A 16,275-nucleotide genomic window follows, 5' to 3' on the forward strand; every position below is an offset into this window, starting at 1 on the left:
TCAGGATCAGTATTGATGACGGAATCAGTTTTGGTGGCGGTTACGGGAATGCTGAGTTGTTGAGAAGCCGGCGTATCGCAGAGCCGCTCCCAAGCTGTGAATCGCTTTCGAACACGTTCGTTTCTTCAAATGAACCTTCTGGTTATGTGATGTTTCGAAGTTTAGCCACCCGAGGTCGATTCCAAAAGCGCCTGTCATGAACAATACGTCAGCTTCTCGCTGGAGAATTTTAGTTGAAATTGAGTGAGCTGTTGACGTATTCTATCAATAGGTTGACATTTGTTCTTGCGTATCGCTGTTCAGCACCTGAGCCACGAGTTGAATATCCATGTTTCCCTGATTTTCCAATTCGATCTGTTGGACTGAGGTGATTTTCGTTGGCGAACTCGAAATTGAATGAGACTCCAGACCACGATGAAAAAACCTGGTGGGAACAACACCGAGAGTCTCTTGGGGTCACATTCTGTAGCATGGCAGTGCATATTGCTTTGCTGGCGATGCTGGCGATGATTGTCATTCCGGGAGAGTCTTATGATCTCACAAACTATCTGACTGTCAGAACTGAGGTCATTGAAAACCCCGCGTTAGAAACAGTCGAGAATCTCAAGCTGACTCCAGACAAGCTCATCGACAGCAGTGCAAACAATTCGGCATCGATGGATCTGGCGACGAATGTTCTTTCTCATCAACCCAGCCCAATGTCCGTGGATACCGAGCAGGAAGAGTTGCAGTGGGAACTCGAAGCGATTGAGTACATCGGCAGCCACCGAAAACATGGCGACCTCTCTGGGCGAACTGAGGAAGCTCGTTCGATTATGCTGAAAGCGTTTGGCGGGACGGCGACGAGTGAAGCAGCAGTCAACAGCGGGCTCAAGTGGCTGAAGAATCATCAGAATGAAGATGGTAGCTGGAACTTCAATCATATCCATCCGGAATGTGGGGACTCCTGCACTTCTCCCGGGACGCTCTCCAGTAACACCGTGGGAGCGACTTCGCTTGCTCTGTTATGTTTTGTCGGAGCTGGCAATACTCACGAAAAGGGTGACTATCAAGAACAGGTTCAAGCCGGGCTGGCGTTCCTGAATCAGAAATACCTGGAGGCCGATGTCCAGGGAGACATGCGCGGGGCGAGCGGAAATTCAGGGATGTATGTGCAGGGGATCGCCACAATTTTACTGTGCGAAGTTTACGGACTGACGCGAGATCGCAAATTTCGCAAGGTGGCTCAAGAGTGCGTGGACTTCATTCTGGAAGCTCAACATCCTGAGAACGGAGGATGGCGATACCGTTTGCAGCAACCTGATGGAGATACCTCTGTGGTCGGCTGGCAGGTGATGGCGCTGACGAGTGCTCGCATGGCTGGCTTGACGGTTCCTGGCCGCGCGAAAGTTCGAGCAGAACGATTTCTAGATTCCGTTCAACTCGAAGAAGGAGCCTATTACGGCTACGTACGTCCCGAGAAGAAAGCATCGACAACCAGCATCGGCCTGCTGTGCCGAATGTATTACGGATGGGACGCGAGCAAACCGGCGATGAAAGTCGGAGTGGAGTATCTGGAGCGGTTGGGGCCAGCTAACGACAATCAATACTTCAATTACTATGCGACACAGGTCCTTCACCACTGGGGAGGGCCGAAATGGAAGAAGTGGAACAATGTGATGCGAGAGCAACTCGTCACCACGCAAGTGAAAACAGGGCACGCTGCCGGAAGTTGGGCACCGCGTGATCCTCACAGCCGAAGCGGTGGGCGATTGTATTCGACTTGTTTATCAATCTTGACATTGGAAGTCTATTATCGCCATCTTCCACTTTACCAACGACGGATGACGCAAACAGAATTTTGATTGCCTAGAACTGATCCTGAAACTTGAAATTGCTCTCTCAAACGTTGAGAGAAGCGGCTATTCCAGAGGTTTTCGGACTGGTTCTAAACCTCATTCGCGAGAATGTCTCAGATCCTTGATCGCCATGTACGCGGAGTGCGTACGTAGTGTCGTGAAAAACTCGAATTCAAAAAGAACTCCCATGTCGACGGACTCAACACAGATTCAAATTGGCCGACGTGCATTTCTCCAGAATGGAACGTTGTTTCTGGTGACAGCCTCAACGGTGGGGGCCGCTGGGACTGCAAAACTTTTCGGAGCGGATGAAAAGAAGCTGTTACGTCTCGGCCTGGTGACGGACATGCACTACGCGGATAAATCTCCAAGAGGGAGTCGCTACTACCGGGAGAGCCTGGACAAACTCAGTGAAGCTGGTGCTGAGTTTCAGAAAAAGCCTCTTGATTGCGTAGTCGAACTGGGAGACATCATCGATGCTGCTGATTCTGTCGAGACCGAACTGGGCTATCTGAAGACCATCAATAAAGAGTTCTCCCAAATCGCCAAAGAGCGTCACTATGTCCTCGGGAATCACTGCGTTGACACGCTGACCAAGGAGGAGTTTTTAGGAGCAGTGGAGCAAGAGAAGTCGTACTACTCATTCGACAAAGGTGGATACCATTTTATTGTCCTCGACTCCTGCTTCCGTGGTGATGGGACTCCGTATCAGCGCAAGAATTTCAAATGGACTGACCCAAACGTTCCTCAGGAAGAGCTGGAATGGCTGGCAGCCGATCTCAAGCAAACTGAGAAGAGAGTTGTCGTCTTTGCACATCAACGGTTGGATGTCAGTGACAATCATGGCGTCAAAAACGCTCCTGAAGTGCGGCAACTTCTGGAGGAGTCCGGCAAAGTGGAACTCGTTTTCCAGGGACATAGTCACAAGAATGACCATAAAGAAATTGCCGGCATTCACTACTGCACAATGGTTGCAATGGTAGAAGGTTCCGGTGAAGAGAATAGTGGATATTCAGTGTTGGAACTCAGCCACGAATCCCCCATTCAAATTCATGGCTTCCGCAAGCAGGCAGACTATGCGCTGAAGTAAATCGTTCTTTATTTGGAAATTTCCATAAGCTGGTGAGCATCAAGCACGCTCCAAACTTCTTCGAGAGGCAGCCCGATGACGTTGCTGAGGCTTCCTGCAATTGACTCGACGAACAGGCTCCCACCTGACTGAATGCCGTATCCTCCCGCTTTTCCGAGCGGCTCTTCAGTTCGAATGTACCAGTCCAGCAACTTTGGGCAAACCTCTCGGAAGTGGACAGTCGTCGAAGCGAGAAGTGTCTCGTTGGTTCCATCCTGAAAGCTGAAGGAGACAGCCGTCAGGACTTGATGGGATTTCGACGAATAGAATTTTGTGAACCAGTTTTGGACTGTCGCTTGCCAATCGGGGCCATCTGGCTTCCCAAGCACGAACGAAGAGTCTGCATCATTGGCGACGACAACGGTATCTGCGGTCAACACGGTTCCCCATTCTTGACGCTCGCATTCTTGACGCTCGCATTCTTGACGCTCGCATTCTTGACGCTCGCATTGTTGCAGGACATCAGCATTCTTTGTCGCAACGATTTCCCGAAGACGTTCTCTGATTTCGTCAATATGCGTGAGACCATCAAACCCCGCCTCTTGAGATTGCAACGGGGGAACAATCTTAATTCGATCCTCAGGAAGAAGTGTTTGCAGCAGAAATCGACGTTGCGGTGATTGCGATCCGAGAATAATCGTGGTTGGCGAATTCATGGACGGCTTGAATGTCACTTCTGAACAACGTGAACAATGACGCAAGTAATGTTGTCTTTCGATCCACCATCCTGAGCCGCTTTGACGAGTGCCTCGGCCGCTTCTTGTGGGTCATCGTGTTCTGCCAGTACTTGATGAATTGTCTCGTCGTTGGCACCGTCGGAAACTCCATCGGAGCACAGAACGTATCGGTCTCCAACTTGCGGTTTGATCCGTTTCGCTTCGGTCCCTGTTCCACCATCTTTCGACCCGAGATAGCGATACAAAACATTTTTGTAGCGATGTGTTTTGGCGTCTTCAGGCGAAATTGTTCCGGCGTTGACGAGTGCTTGCGTTAATGAATGGTCTTCAGTTAACTGTTCGAGAGTTCCATTTCGCAGCTGATAGGCCCGGCTGTCCCCGACGCCGCCTATGTACAGATCGCTATCGACAACAACAATAAAAGTGATCGTTGTTCCCATGTTTTTGAAGTTCGGCTCAATCTCACCCAGTGCCATAATCTCTGAGTTTGCCTGTTCGACAGCTTGGTCAATCTGTCGAGTCACTTCTTGCTCAGGAGAGGAGGTTGCGTTGCCCAGAGATTGATCAAGTCGTTTGGAGACAATCTCTATTGCGAGCTCACTGGCCTTCTCGCCAGCGCTTTGGCCTCCCATCCCGTCTGCTACCAGAAAGTAGCGGGCGGTGGAGTCGACGCAATAGTTGTCTTCGTTATTCTCACGGAAGTTCCCCGTAATAGAGACGGAACCCCATTTGAATTCAACGCTATCCGACATTGAGTAAACCCTTGTGGCCTGATGCAAATTGTGTGTGATCGATTCGTTTATCGTGAGTCTGTTCTGAATACGTTATCATTGCGGATTTCCACCCAGAAAGCGACCCAATTCCGACAGTCATTTTGGTGAATTCCCTTGCAAAGGAACAGACGATGCTTCTCACTAAACGTGTTGACGGACGATCTTTCAACATCCGAATCGAGGGTGCTGGAGAACCGATTCTCTTTGTACACGGGTTTCCACTCGATCAGACGATGTGGAACCACCAGATCGATCACTTCTCGAAATCACTGCAGGTCATTGCTCCAGATTTAAGAGGTTTTGGAGAGAGTTCGCCTGCTGAGGGGACTGTAGAGATGAAGGATTTCGCGGACGATCTCGCTGGCATTCTGGATGCACTTGAAATCAAAAAACCGGTCCATTTTTGCGGACTTTCTATGGGGGGCTACATCGCCTGGGAGTTCGTTCAGAGGCATCCGGGAAAAGTGAAGAGCCTGATTCTTTGTGACACCAAAGCGTCGCCAGATTCAGAAGAGGCCAAAGCAAATCGAGAGCAGACCGCTCAGCGAGTTCTTGCGGAAGGCCCGGAGTTCCTGGCAATTGCGATGGCTGAGAAATTATTTTCTCCACACACAATCGCGGAGAATCCCGACGTAGTGAAACGAACTCAAAGTCTCATTCGCTCAACCAACCCAAACAGTATCGCCGCCGCTCTTCGCGGCATGGCCGTTCGTGCTGATATGGACGTCGTCTTGAAGAGTATCGATGTTCCGACTCTGGCAATTGTTGGGGAAGACGATCAATTAACGACACCAGATGTCATGAAAGAAATGGCGAAGGGGATTTCCAACGCTCAGTTCGTTGAGGTTCAACAGGCCGGGCACATGTCCCCGCTTGAACAACCAAAGTTTGTCAATCAAGCGATCGAGGACTTTTTGCGTTCACTGTCGTAGCAGACAAGTCTCGCTCTCAAAGGACGGGATCGCCAAGAAGCGGGATCGCCAAGTAGACTGTTGGCGACGCCGCGATTCTCTGGAGTGGCGGTGACTTCTTATGAGGTCTTGTGGTGCAACGATTGCTTGAAACTTCTCATGTACGAAGATTCCAGGAAACTTTCGTACTCTCAGTGCCCCAGGCAATTCCGAAGCACGCAGCCCAGGCGATGAGGTTCATGAGTATTGGTTCCCAAGTGCTGTCTGAAGAGGACATCCAGTTTGCCATCGAGATCGCAACGAGTGAACCTCCGCAGTAGACCCAGAGTGATTGCTCGCTGCAGAGCGTCAGTGGTCGCAAAAATTTTCGCCAAGCCGGACTGAATTGCTCCGGGAGAACGGCTCTTACCAAGAGTGCGGCAGTCACGACGTGGAGGTAGCGGAGCAGGCCTAGTGTTGGCTTGTCGAGGAGGAACCGGGGGAGTTTAACGTCGAATCCGATCAACAAGTAAAGCGACCCGTGCACGATCAACAGGATCGGAAAAACTCCGCGATGGTTGAGAAGTTGCTGTCGTCGCTCCACCGGGAACAGGGCGTAGCTGGTCGCTGAAAGAAACAGGAATTCCCAGGCGAACGGGTTGTAATAGGTTGTTGTTTGGACCGGTTCAGGAAACGCGAGTCGAGGAGGCAATTGCACTGAACTCCAGAGAGCGAATGAGCATGCAATCAGCAGCCCGGGATGGTTCCAAACTTTGCGGGGTAAAGAAGCGACACCCAGTAGGAGCCAACAGTAAAGAAGCAAAATGCACAAATGTGAAACTCGCCCATCGAGTGAGATCAAGTCAAGCGTCACACTCCCCCATGAGTTTGCGATCAGGTGAGCGGGGAGCATGTTGGCAACAGTGGTGATCTGGAATGTCCTCACCATGAGTAGGGCAATAAAAGCTGTTGTGAGATAAGCGACAAAAATAACCAGAGCACGTTTTACCAGCCGCTTGCGAATCGGTGAGATTGATTGTCGCTTCAGTATTCCAAGTCCAAAAACATAGCCGGAGAGCAACACAAAGACCTCCGCCATGTCCGCGAGTCCCCACGAAACGGGCATGATGGTTCGTAACGGATTTCCAGGAAGGTGGTCGGACACCAGAATCAATAGGGCGATGCCACGCACGAGATCAATTCGTAAGTCACGATTTGAGCCATGTGTGAGTGGCAGAAATTCCTGACTCACGCGATTTGTTACATCAGTAATTTTTTACACCGAGTCCGCAATGAGTTCTTCAGCAGGGAATGTTTTTTCAACGATCGCTGCCCCGCAGGCATCTCCGAAGACATTGACGGTTGTGCGGAAGCGGTCGAGGAGCCAATCCACGGAGAGAATCAGGCTCATGTACTCGATCGGCAAGCCGACAGCAGTCAAGACAATCACCATTGTGACCAGTCCCGCTTCGGGAATTCCGGCGGCTCCGATCGCGGCGAGTGTGGCGGTGACCGCGACAATGAGTTGTTGCGACAGGCTGAGATCGGCACCGACAACCTGAGCGATGAAGATGGCGGCGACCGCTTCATACAGAGCCGTTCCGTCCATGTTAATGGTCGCTCCCAGAGGAAGAACGAAGTCGACCGATTTCTTCGAAACATTCGCCTCGTCGACGGCGGATTCCATTGTGACTGGGAGAGTGGCAGACGAACTTCCAGTGGAAAAGGCGGTCAGTAATGCCTGTGACATCTGGAACATGAACTTGTACGGGTTTCTATGAGTGAAGAAATACAGGATCGCTGGCAGTGTGATGAACGCATGAACTGCAAGTCCTGCGAGAACTGTCAGTGAGTAGCTTCCTGTTTTACGAAGTTCGTCAAAGAAGTCTCCAAGAACATTTGCCTGACCAAACCTTGCAGCCACGAGGCAGAAGATACCGAGTGGAGCAAATCTCATGATGAGCAAAATGAAGCTCATGAGTGCCTCGTTCACTTGGTGAGTGAATTTGACGATCAAATCAACCTTCGAGCCCAATGTTGTGAGCAGGCCAGCAAAGAAGATTGAAAAGAAAATAAGCGGCAGCAGTTCCATATTCGCTGCCGAGCGAAACAGGTTGTCGGTAAACATCATGAGCACGAGGTTTTCCAACACTCGTGAAACTCCGGGGTTTTTACGCTCGGTGTATTCATCGTCTCCGAAAATGCTGGCGACATTGTCGTCAGTGGTTCCGGAATGTTCGGCAACGGCTAAGTAGACTTTCTCTTTGACGGAGGCTTCCGAATTCGCCAGTTCAGCTTTCGTGTCTTCGTCGATCGCCTGACCACCGGGGTTCATCAGGTTGACGAGAATGATCCCCACGAAGACTGCCAGAACAGTCGTTATGAGGTAATAAGAGACGGCAGCTAAACCCGGTTTACCCAGTTTTCTTACATCGCCCAATCCGAGTATCCCGGACATCACGGAGACAATCACAAGTGGGACAACCAGCATCTTGAGGAGTCGCAGGAAGACCTCGCCACCCAGGCGGAGCGGAACAAGAACGTAGTTCGCTCGGGCGACAAGTTGGTCACTGCTGGACTCAGCAGTTGTGTCTTGTCCAATCGCGACCACAGAAGGGAGCAGCAGTGCGGTTAAAATCGCAAGAACGATGGCAACTGCGATTTGAATTGTGAGCCTGTGGTCGCCTCGTTTCGTTGCCATGTTTATGCGATTCGATTCTGAAGGTGATGTGAGTCAAAAGAAGCGTCGGAGTTTAACGATCTTACGGTACGTGCGTGACGCGGGCAGGCAAGCATATCAAAAGAGGAATGTTTGAGAAATCCGTTGTATGCGGGACTCGCGTTTCGGATCCGATTTCGGCACAATCAAAGAAGCCCGATCATGAAAATGAACCTATTGAGGAAGTTATGAACAACGTCGTCTGCTTCGTACTCGGCGGAGGGAAGGGAACCCGGTTACAACCACTCACCTCGGAGCGGTCAAAGCCGGCAGTCCCGATTGGCGGGAAATATCGGTTGATCGACATTCCCATTTCAAACTGTATCAATAGTGGGATTCGTCGGAACTATTTGCTCACGCAGTTTAATTCCGTGAGCCTGCATCGCCATCTTCGGCAAACCTATAACTTTGATCCATTCAATGGTGGGTTTGTAGAAATCCTCGCAGCTCAGCAAACGAATAACGATGGTGCTGACTGGTATCAGGGAACCGCAGACGCCGTTCGAAAGCAGCTTCGCTATATTCAGCAACCCGGCATCGATTATGTGTTGATCCTCTCGGGTGATCAACTGTATCGAATGGACTTTGCAAAGATGCTGAAAGTCCATCAGGATGCTCGTGCTGATGTGACCATTGCGACTCTTCCGATTGATAAAGAAGCTGCCTCTGCATTCGGAATCACAAAGCTGGACGATAGCGGTCGTGTGGTCGGATTCCTGGAGAAACCAGAGTCAGATTCTGAACTGGCACATGTTCGGACAAGCCCTGAATGGATTGATGAGCAAGGCATCGAAAGCAAAGGGCGAGAATACCTGGCGAGCATGGGGATCTACCTGTTCAATCGCAACACTCTCGTAGACTTGCTGGAGAAGACTGACTATCAGGATTTCGGAAAAGAAATTTTCCCAGCGGCCATCCGTGCAAAACGTGTGCAATCATTTCTGTTCGACGGATACTGGGAAGACATCGGGACGATCAAGGCGTTCTATGAATCTCAGCTGGAGATGACACTTCCGAATCCGCCGTTCGAAATGCACAACGCTGACCTGCCGATCTATACACGACCACGTTTCTTGCCATCGACTCGTCTCGACGATGCCAAAGTGAAACAAAGTCTTGTTGCCGATGGATGCGTCATCGAAAAGAATGTGAGCATCACCCGCAGTTTGATTGGACTTCGCAGCCATGTCGGCGAAGGGGCAGTTCTCAGTGGGGTTGTCTTGATGGGGGCGGATTACTATCGCAGCGACCGTCGTGCAAATCAAGAAGTTTCAGGCGTTCCACTTTTGGGGATTGGTGCCGGAACTCACATCGAAGGGGCCATCGTTGATAAAAACTGCTGCATCGGCAGGAACGTAAAAATCGTTAAGCCTGAAAACTGCCCGGACGACGCCCGTTGTGGAGATGTGATCATTCGTGATGGAGTGATCGTTGTTCCACGAGGGACAGTTCTGGAAGATGGCTGGGAATTGAAAAATCCCGAAGCTTGTGATTTCTGATGTGACGGAAAGATTCAATCAGCTCTGACCAGCAGATTTTGCTGGTATTTGCGGAATGTCATCCAGCGAATGTTGTCTGACTCTAAAGTTTGCTCCCATTGGCTGATGAGCCTGCGGTCTGCGGACTGGAAAGAATCAGAAAATCTGTGCTCTGCGCGGAACTTCACGGGTGGATGCAAATGCATGGTTAGCTCGACAACACGTGGGAGAACGTTTCTGTCTCGTAATTTCTGATTGACTTTCAATCGTGCCTGAGGCAGCGAGTCGTGACGATGCAAAACAAAATTCAACCGTTTTGTCCAATCTGCGTACTCCAGATATCGGTTGACCGCATTTGTGGCTTCGACTGGTTGAGTCACGACGCTGTATTCGATCTCAGTCCCGCTGAGCGTCAAACGATTGGAGGCTTCATCGAAAGTCTCTTGGAATTCTGGCGTCAGTTGAAACCGCATGGCTGCCGCTTTCGCCGCTGAGTCGGCATCGGGCGATGTTGCCAATTCATCAATATATTGCACCGCCTTGGTTTGTGCCGTTTCCAGAAAATGATTGATTTCAGCGAACGAAACTTCTGTCGCAGCGTAGTTCTTGCCTAAGATGATGAAGCGATTATGGATCGGTTCAAAGATGACAACTTCGCCGACTTCCGGCATGTAATCGTAAACACGTCCCCCATGAAAGAGTGTGAGACTGTGTGAGAGTGGCCTGGGGTTCTCAGCGTCCGAAATGTCAGTGACATTCGTATATACACGCAAATTCTGTGCGTTCGCTGATTGAAGATCGACCACTTGCAGGCAAGATGTCGTGAGTAGAAGAGCGAGGAAATTGCGCATCGTCACAGCGACCTCCTGTCGCAAACATGTGAAAGGATGGAGGGGGGAAGGACTTTTTGAGGGGCTTTAGAGCATTTCCAATGTTTGTGGCGTCCGTGAAGGTCACTTTCAGGACTTCATAGACTGTTTGCCACGAGGCTGAACGTAAAGATCACGGTTGGATTTGCTCTAGAAGTGAAGGGATCGGCAGGCTACCTCGAAACACAGTTCTAGTACAAGACGAATTTCGCTGCGGTTTGTATGTCGGAATGAGTCCTCGGTTGAGTGAACTCAGTAGAGGGATTCTGTTCCTTGCGGCCTGCTTTGAGTCTGAAAGCGACTTCGGGGAGTTGTGTCATGTGGTATGGAGATTGTATATCATCGATCGGCTCCCGGCGGGCACTCTAAAGTTGCAATGAAATGTTGCGATGAAATGTCCAATCGAATCTCACTTCAACGATGATCTCTCACATGACGACGCCTGATACTCTCACTGCTCAAATGCTGCATGTGATGGCGAAGCCGATTGGACCGATCTGCAACCTGGATTGTGAATACTGCTATTACCTGCACAAGGAAGATCTCTATCCGAAGAACAAAAGCTGGCGGATGACGCCAGAGACTTTAGAGACCTACATTCAGCAATACATTGAGGCCCAACCTGCTGGTCCTGAAGAAGTGACTTTCGCCTGGCAAGGAGGCGAACCGACATTACTGGGGCTCGATTTTTTTAAGCGAATCGTCGATCTCGAAAAGAAGCATGCTCGTCCCGGTCAGAAGATCGCGAACGCTCTCCAGACGAATGGGGTTCTGCTCGATGAGGAATGGGTGGAGTTCTTTAAGAAGGAACGGTTTTTAATCGGGCTTTCCATCGATGGACCAGCGGAACTCCATGATCGATATCGATACGACAAAAAAGGGAACGGAACTTTTGATGCAGTGCTCAAGGCGATGAAGCTGCTCCAGCAGCATCAAGTCGAGTTCAATGCCTTAGTCGTCGTCAATCGAGAGAATAGCCTGCATGGTCGCCGTGTTTATTCCTATTTGCGCGACAATGGAATCGAGTTTATGCAGTTCATTCCGATCGTTGAACGCCGGGGGATCGGTGTTCATCCGGAAGACGAACTCGATGGGAAGGAGAAAGTTCACGCATGGGATCATCTCGTCAGTTCACGGAGTGTTGTACCAGAACAATACGGTCGTTTTCTGTGCGAAATTTTTGATGAATGGGTCAAACGTGATGTCGGCAAAGTCTTCGTGCAAATTTTTGATCAGGCACTGGCAGCCTGGCTCGACCTTGAGCCAAGCCTGTGTGTCTTTCGCAAACAGTGTGGTCGAGCACTCGCGATAGAACATAATGGAGACCTGTACTCTTGCGATCATTTTGTCGAACCTGAATACAAACTTGGAAACATTCACGAACTCCCCATCATTGAGCTTGCCAACTCTCAACGCCAACTCGACTTTGGTCGCGACAAAGAAACAACGCTCCCGCAATATTGCCTCGACTGTGAAGTCCGCTTTGCCTGTAACGGAGAGTGTCCCAAGAACCGCTTTATCGACACACCCATTGGAGAGTCCGGTCTCAACTATCTTTGTGCTGGATATCGCATGTTTTTCAATCATATCGATCCCCTTATGAAGCAGATGGCAATCGAGCTGAAGGCCAATCGTCCAGCAGCCAACGTCATGCAACAGTTTCGAAAAAAGAAAACTCCTGCTCCGAAGGCTACACCTGCAGGTCGATCACCCAGTGCTAGGACTCCTCTCCGTCAGGTCGGTCGAAACGATCCTTGCCCGTGCGGTTCAGGCAGGAAGTTCAAAAAGTGTTGCGGCATTGGTTAAGTTGCTGCGAGGAGAGTTCCTCCACGAAGAATAGAACTGATCCTGAAACCTGAAATTGCTCTCTCAAGCATTGAGAAAAACGGTGATTCCAGAGTTTTCGGACTGGTTCAAAATTGTTCTCACGTGAGGCGAGCGGATCTGGCATCCTGGATGGACTGCACCCGTTCACAAGCTGGCCGATAATTTGATTTCGAGAGATTTTAGACTTGCAAGTGAATGACTTGTGTGCGTACATTTATAAGACATCTCTGCGTGATCGAGAATTGATCTAATTTCTTGTTGATCGCAGGAGTGGTTCATCTCTCACAAATGTCTTTCGAATTCGAGTACGTTGCTCGCCAGCGAGCGAGCCATTTGCTGATGACGTCAGACATTCAAAGCTCGACAGAGCAGGAGTCGTCACGATGTCCAAAATGGTCGTTGATTGTTGGAACTGTGGACGGCAACTTCGTAAGGATCCCAATCGGACATTGAGGAGCGATGCGACCTGCCCGGAGTGCGGTGAGTACCTCGCTCAAGAAATGTCGATTCAATCAGAAGATCTCTTTGAACCCGATGAGTCCTCCTTCGATGATGAAGATCACATTTCTACTCTAGAGACTGACAGGTCAGGTCTTGTGCTCAGTCTGCTTGTGGGGGCTGTCTGTTCAGCAGTCTTCGTCATTGGGGTTGGTTTCTTTTTGCTGAGCAATAAACAGAATCCCGTGGCTCACATTGAGGAGGTAGAGCAAGTTTCCGCTCCGGAACGGTCGACCGATTCAGCTCCCGTTGCGACTCCTGATGTTTCAATGGTTTCAAGTAAGGAACCGGATTCGAACGAGGGGATAGAACCAATTGCTCGCAAGAAGTCCCGAAAGCTCTCCAAGAATACCGGGTTCAATTTTTTAGACGGCGACAATTATCAGTTTCGATACGAAGTCTCTGCCGAGTTCGATAATCGAACAGAGGTGACAACGGGGAGATGTACATTCACAGTCAATGGACGAGACAAACAACAGAATGCTGCCATGACTTCTCAGGAAGGGGCGGGGACTGCATTTGTTGTCGCGTCAAATGGAATTCTGGTGACCTGTGCGCATGTGGTTGACGATGCTGATGAAATTGAGATCCAGATTTCTGGAAAGACTTATTCAGCTGAGGTCTTGAAGCTCGATTCAGAATCTGATTTGGCGATTCTGAAAATTGAAGCAGAGAACTTGCCAGTTGTTCCAGTCGCAGATTCAGAAACTGTGCAGTTGGGCATGGACGTACGGGCGGTTGGCTTTCCGCTTTCGGATGTGTTGGGGACCGATGTAAAAGTCACTCGCGGAACTGTTTCGGGAATGACAAAACGAAACGGTCGAACACAATTGCAAATTGATGCAGCTGTCAATCCAGGGAACAGCGGCGGCCCTGTGGTGAACTCCAAAGGAGAGATGATCGGCGTGACAAGTGCCAAGCTTTCAGGCGTTGATGTCAATCGCGTCGGGTTTTGTATTCCTGCGAACGCCGTCCGCGAATTTCTGAAGGGGTCTGGCGCAACGATTGAAGATTCCCAAGTCACAGAAGACCTGAAGGGCCCTGAACTTGTTGCATCAGTGGCTCCCGCAGTGGCGTATGTCAAAGTGAGATCTGGTCCGGATCCACTAGCAAAACATACGGAACTCAACTTCAGTGGATCGTTCAATAAAACAACCAAAGACACACGCGGCCATATGGTCCCATCATTCAGAATGCGAGGAAGCCGACTTGGAATGGGACGCGGAACAATGTTGCTCACTCATCGTGGAGAAATTGTTCGCACAACTGATGAAGAGCAACTTCCGTTCTTAGTCGGCCCACCTTCCGAATTGCTCATCTTTGCATTTCATAAAGGGAACCGAAGTAGCTGGACTGTTAAAAATGAAACAAGCTTGATTCAGGAAAAACAGGCAACAACCGCCTCGGGGATTCCACTTCCCCGATATCGCGATCCTTTCGGTCGACGGCGGAATTCGGAAGTCGTCAAAGTTCTTCCAGCTGTTGAAACAAAAACATACACCGTAGAGAGTGATGACAAAGACAGCCTGGTACTCAAAGAGAAATATGAATTTCGAACGACTCAAAGCGACAACGGGCAAATTATCCGGATGGTCGGCGAGGGGACGATCACCTTCGACAAACTCAGGGGATTCACTTCCAAGTATGACTTTAAAGGAACCTACCTGGTCGAATCCGAGCAGGTGACCCTCAAGGTTCCACTTAAGGTGACTGCATCTCTCCTTTCCAAACAGGACATTGAAGCAGAGCAAGCCCGAGTCGAACAGCAAAAAGAACTTGATGCCGCAAAACCCGCTGCGGTCAATTCAATGGGGACTGCTCCTCGTCTGGAACGTCAGGTTCATCTGCGAATACCGGAGATGGGTTGGGGAATTCAGCAACTGGTGTTCAGCCCGGAAGGTCAATATCTCGTGGCTGGAAAATCTGATGAATATATCGAAGTGTTCAACGTTGAAGAGGGTGGGAAAGTCTTCAAGTCTGATCGGCTCCGTGAGCTCGGGAATATTTCATCTCTGACTTTCAGTCCTGATGGGAAATACCTGCTCGCTGGAGGATTCAAGGGTGAAGTGCACATTTGGGAGTTCAGCGACGAAGGGCAACTCACACCGTTCGGGAAATTCGTCGGGCACTCTCGAGATGTCTCGATGATTCAAGTCTCTCCGGACAACCAGCGAGTCCTCTCAGGTGGGGCGGAGAAAAGGATTCGTTGTTGGGATCTGAAAACTCAGAAGGAAGAGTTTGTTCTCAGTCAGCTGGAGTACACCAAGCTCGACGTGCATTTTGGCGACGAGAACCGGGCCTTCATTTCAGATGGCCGTAAATTGGTGAAAGTGAAACTCGACGAAGGAGAGGTCTTGGAAGAGATTGAGCTGCGCACGTCGGGCTCCGCGAACAATGTCTTCTTTTCGCCAGACGGAAAAACACTGGCTTTAACCGACGGTTATGCTCTGAAACGTTGGGCCACATCTGACGGGGCTCCGCTCGCTGAATTAAAGGGGAAAGAGGTCCTCTGGGATGCGGAGTTCACCTTAGACAGTCAAAAAATTCTTGCTGGTGGGAGAGGACATCTTGTGCAATGGGATGTTCAAGAGCAAAAGCGAGACGGGCAAATTATCCTGGGCGAGAGCATCATGTACGTCAAACCGATCGAAATTTCACCAAACGGCGAACTGATTGCCTGTTACCCCAGCGCCGCTGGTCAGGACCTGTGGATTTTTCGTGTCCGTGAATCTGCTGAAAATTAAGGTCGATAGTCAACTCAAGTTTCCACGAACAACTCGGGTTGCCACTTGCGACACTCGTAGCGGATACCATTTTGAGACTGCTCACGGAAATTCTGCAGTCGTATTGCTGCGTTGTATGTGATTTAGCCCCTTTATTACTCACCGGGGCTAAATGGGACACCGAAGATCTAATGAAAACATGCTTCAGGTCACGCCCAGCAGGCTCAGGCATCGAAAATGTTCTCGAAATGCTCTCAAAAGGCTGTCTCTTAAGCCTTTAGCTCACTCTGAGATTGAGTGCTGAAACCTGGAGAGTCCGAATTCGGGGCTCTCGGATCAGTCTAAAAAATCGGTTTCAGCCCCGAATTCATGCGAACGCTGCACTATTAAAGTGGTCCGAATGACGACAGAGAACTCGGTTCTCGCGTCAGGTTCATGCAGGATTTTTCTTGCTCACGGAGTATTTACATCTGGTTTATATGTCGTAACCGCTTGGTAAGTATTGTGTTACGGATAAATCGTAATGATGCTACTGAGTCGTTGGCACAATCTATGCAGTGTACAGCTGTCAGTGAATTGTGTGGTTTTTTGTAAAAAATGGTTCGTATGCGAACTTTTTTCGTAATCTAAGCGTCTTTTCATTCGTACATACATATATGCGGCAACAATACTAGCAAGCCGTGACTTTGAGAACAGATCCAAAATCTGGACTGAACCTTTCAAACCTTGTGAGAGTTACTCAGTACATCAGTTTTCGGATCAGTACAAAATGAATCAGCGACAAGAATGACTCCGAGAGACGTCGCTTCACATACCTCGACCTTCCCCAAGACGGTTGGAAGGAATAAGAGGCA

11 protein-coding genes are annotated in these 16,275 nt (G+C 49.8%); 6 read left to right on the forward strand and 5 right to left on the reverse strand.

What is annotated here, in order from left to right:
• Positions 1-377: 377 nt before the first annotated feature.
• Together ACN0YR_RS03440 and ACN0YR_RS03445 are read left to right on the forward strand one after the other, a co-directional pair.
• Entirely contained in the window at positions 378-1,844 is a 1,467-nt protein-coding gene (locus ACN0YR_RS03440; protein ID WP_417847796.1) for a prenyltransferase/squalene oxidase repeat-containing protein, read from the forward strand.
• Between the two features lie 181 nt (positions 1,845-2,025).
• Entirely contained in the window at positions 2,026-2,928 is a 903-nt protein-coding gene (locus tag ACN0YR_RS03445) for a metallophosphoesterase family protein (protein WP_417847797.1), read from the forward strand.
• 8 nt (positions 2,929-2,936) lie between these two features.
• Here ACN0YR_RS03445 and ACN0YR_RS03450 read toward each other — a convergent pair whose 3' ends face one another.
• A complete protein-coding gene (locus ACN0YR_RS03450) occupies positions 2,937-3,623 on the reverse strand; it encodes a Maf family protein (RefSeq protein ID WP_417847798.1) in 687 nt (228 codons plus the stop codon).
• A 14-nt stretch (positions 3,624-3,637) separates the two neighbouring features.
• The gene (locus ACN0YR_RS03455; protein WP_417847799.1) at positions 3,638-4,396 is read right to left on the reverse strand and encodes a PP2C family protein-serine/threonine phosphatase; all 759 of its coding nucleotides are present in this window, start codon (positions 4,394-4,396) and stop codon (positions 3,638-3,640) included.
• A 152-nt stretch (positions 4,397-4,548) separates the two neighbouring features.
• On the opposite strand from ACN0YR_RS03455, the gene ACN0YR_RS03460 reads away from it, so the two are divergent.
• Positions 4,549-5,349: an alpha/beta fold hydrolase gene (locus tag ACN0YR_RS03460; protein WP_417847800.1), complete on the forward strand. Its 801-nt coding sequence runs from the start codon at positions 4,549-4,551 to the stop codon at positions 5,347-5,349.
• A 136-nt stretch (positions 5,350-5,485) separates the two neighbouring features.
• Here ACN0YR_RS03460 and opgC read toward each other — a convergent pair whose 3' ends face one another.
• The gene (gene opgC, locus ACN0YR_RS03465) at positions 5,486-6,559 is read right to left on the reverse strand and encodes an OpgC domain-containing protein (protein ID WP_417847801.1); all 1,074 of its coding nucleotides are present in this window, start codon (positions 6,557-6,559) and stop codon (positions 5,486-5,488) included.
• A 24-nt stretch (positions 6,560-6,583) separates the two neighbouring features.
• Positions 6,584-8,008, reverse strand: a complete 1,425-nt coding sequence (locus tag ACN0YR_RS03470) for a dicarboxylate/amino acid:cation symporter (RefSeq protein WP_417847802.1) — start codon at positions 8,006-8,008, stop codon at positions 6,584-6,586.
• A 206-nt stretch (positions 8,009-8,214) separates the two neighbouring features.
• On the opposite strand from ACN0YR_RS03470, the gene ACN0YR_RS03475 reads away from it, so the two are divergent.
• The gene (locus ACN0YR_RS03475; protein ID WP_417848008.1) at positions 8,215-9,525 is read left to right on the forward strand and encodes a glucose-1-phosphate adenylyltransferase; all 1,311 of its coding nucleotides are present in this window, start codon (positions 8,215-8,217) and stop codon (positions 9,523-9,525) included.
• A gap of 14 nt (positions 9,526-9,539) precedes the next feature.
• On the opposite strand, the gene ACN0YR_RS03480 is transcribed toward ACN0YR_RS03475, so the two are convergent.
• Entirely contained in the window at positions 9,540-10,361 is an 822-nt protein-coding gene (locus ACN0YR_RS03480) for a hypothetical protein (RefSeq protein WP_417847803.1), read from the reverse strand.
• A gap of 444 nt (positions 10,362-10,805) precedes the next feature.
• Between ACN0YR_RS03480 and ACN0YR_RS03485 the strand changes: the two genes are divergently transcribed.
• A complete protein-coding gene (locus tag ACN0YR_RS03485) occupies positions 10,806-12,179 on the forward strand; it encodes an anaerobic sulfatase maturase (protein WP_417847804.1) in 1,374 nt (457 codons plus the stop codon).
• Between the two features lie 404 nt (positions 12,180-12,583).
• A complete protein-coding gene (locus ACN0YR_RS03490; protein ID WP_417847805.1) occupies positions 12,584-15,442 on the forward strand; it encodes a trypsin-like peptidase domain-containing protein in 2,859 nt (952 codons plus the stop codon).
• The last annotated feature ends 833 nt before the right edge of the window (positions 15,443-16,275 follow it).

Origin of the sequence: Thalassoglobus sp. (genome assembly GCF_048270125.1) — a bacterium.
Taxonomy (GTDB): domain Bacteria; phylum Planctomycetota; class Planctomycetia; order Planctomycetales; family Planctomycetaceae; genus Thalassoglobus.

Coding starts and splice junctions, on each gene's coding strand:
- ACN0YR_RS03490 (WP_417847805.1), top strand. CDS start 12,584: ATGTCCAAAATGGTCGTTGATTGTTGGAACTGTGGACGGCAACTTCGT.
- ACN0YR_RS03470 (WP_417847802.1), bottom strand. CDS start 8,008: ATGGCAACGAAACGAGGCGACCACAGGCTCACAATTCAAATCGCAGTT.
- ACN0YR_RS03475 (WP_417848008.1), top strand. CDS start 8,215: ATGAACAACGTCGTCTGCTTCGTACTCGGCGGAGGGAAGGGAACCCGG.
- ACN0YR_RS03445 (WP_417847797.1), top strand. CDS start 2,026: ATGTCGACGGACTCAACACAGATTCAAATTGGCCGACGTGCATTTCTC.
- ACN0YR_RS03485 (WP_417847804.1), top strand. CDS start 10,806: ATGACGACGCCTGATACTCTCACTGCTCAAATGCTGCATGTGATGGCG.
- ACN0YR_RS03460 (WP_417847800.1), top strand. CDS start 4,549: ATGCTTCTCACTAAACGTGTTGACGGACGATCTTTCAACATCCGAATC.
- ACN0YR_RS03450 (WP_417847798.1), bottom strand. CDS start 3,623: ATGAATTCGCCAACCACGATTATTCTCGGATCGCAATCACCGCAACGT.
- ACN0YR_RS03455 (WP_417847799.1), bottom strand. CDS start 4,396: ATGTCGGATAGCGTTGAATTCAAATGGGGTTCCGTCTCTATTACGGGG.